The sequence below is a fragment of the uncultured Oceanisphaera sp. genome (assembly GCF_947495715.1).
In the GTDB taxonomy this organism is placed as follows: domain Bacteria; phylum Pseudomonadota; class Gammaproteobacteria; order Enterobacterales; family Aeromonadaceae; genus Oceanimonas; species Oceanimonas sediminis.
The window spans coordinates 1-1,324 of the sequence record NZ_CANLZU010000049.1; the positions used below are offsets into that span (position 1 = coordinate 1).

1 protein-coding gene is annotated in these 1,324 nt (G+C 52.4%); it reads right to left on the reverse strand.

All coding sequences use genetic code 11. The features are described 5' to 3' along the window. Nucleotides 1-29: 29 nt before the first annotated feature. Nucleotides 30-1,208, reverse strand: a complete 1,179-nt coding sequence (locus tag Q0753_RS16515; RefSeq protein ID WP_298723694.1) for an IS4 family transposase — start codon at nt 1,206-1,208, stop codon at nt 30-32. Nucleotides 1,209-1,324 lie beyond the last annotated feature (116 nt).

The following is a 1,324-nucleotide window of genomic DNA, read 5'->3' on the forward strand; positions in this document are numbered from 1 at the left end:
CCCTGAGGGATCCCCACAATTTTTGGCACTTAATACGCATAATTTTTGCTCATTTCATCATAGGCCTCGGCAAGATCTTGTTCACTGAACTGGTAGCGATCATCTTTGACAATCTCCTTGCCGAGGAAGAAGTATGACAACACGGCGCGATTGCGCTCGGTATTGGCCTGGAAGTGTCGATGATACTCCTTCAGATAGGCTGCTTTGCCAATAATTAGCAACGTTAACTGGGTCAGCATGGCTATCAGCAGGAGAATTTGCAGTCGCGCCACATCGCGCGTACCACTGAGTCTCAATCCCAGGCCGGTTCGATAACTCTTGGTATCTCTGAAGCCTTCTTCAATCTGCATTCTTTTGGCGTAGAGTCCAACCAGCTGCTCTGCTGGCCACTGGGCAGCGGGCAAATTGGTGACTAACAGCCAAGGCTCTTTCGCTGCCCGGGCATACTCGAGACTGCTGCTTTCTTTTGAAACGCCTCCACTCCATACCTTCTTGTGGCGTCCCTTGGACTCCCGCTTGTTGAGGGCCGCACGGCAAGGGTGTTGATGCGCTTTGGTCAGGAGGATCGCACCAAGCTCTTCCGGCATCAGGGGGGCTTGCTGGTACAAGGCCGCGACACTTTGCCAACCCCCGTTGGCATGCACCAGACTGTTTCCTCGAAGGCGAGACAGCCAATACCAGCCTTGTTCTTCCACCGGCGTGAACCAGGGCGTATAAAATCCGGCATCGGTACAAATGACTGGCTTGCATCCCTCCGGCAGGATGGCGGCAAGCTTGGTAATAAACGAGCGGTGTGACTTCACACTGGCCAGGTCTCGTTCAGGAAAGACCTGTTCATAAAGGGTGAAGGCTCGCCCTCCGATGGGCAGCGAGGCACGCAGGATCTGAAAGTCGACATGATTGACCGGCGACCAGTCAACGATGATCAGAGGGTGCTTATGTTGTTTGAGCAGCCAGTGGGCAACGCCGTAATAAACGGAGATCCGCTCGGCATGCAGGTGTGGGTTGCTCAGCAGACGATCCATGCGTTTGATATTGTGCTTGCATCGCGCCTGGCTGTTTCGCAACCCTCGACCGAGGCCGGTCACTGTCAGCTCCTCGCGCTGTACAAGGGAAGTGACGGCAGCCGAAAGGGCCTTTTTACGCCGCGGATCCTTGATAAAGGAAGATTTTAAGGCTTTATGTTGTAAAATGTTCACAGCATCCATGATGTCGGCTCTCTTGTTAGTTTGGCGACTTCAATGATCGCCGATTTTCATGGATGCTCCTACCTTTTTATTTATAACCTCATGAATTTTATCAAATAATTGTGGGGATGCTTCAG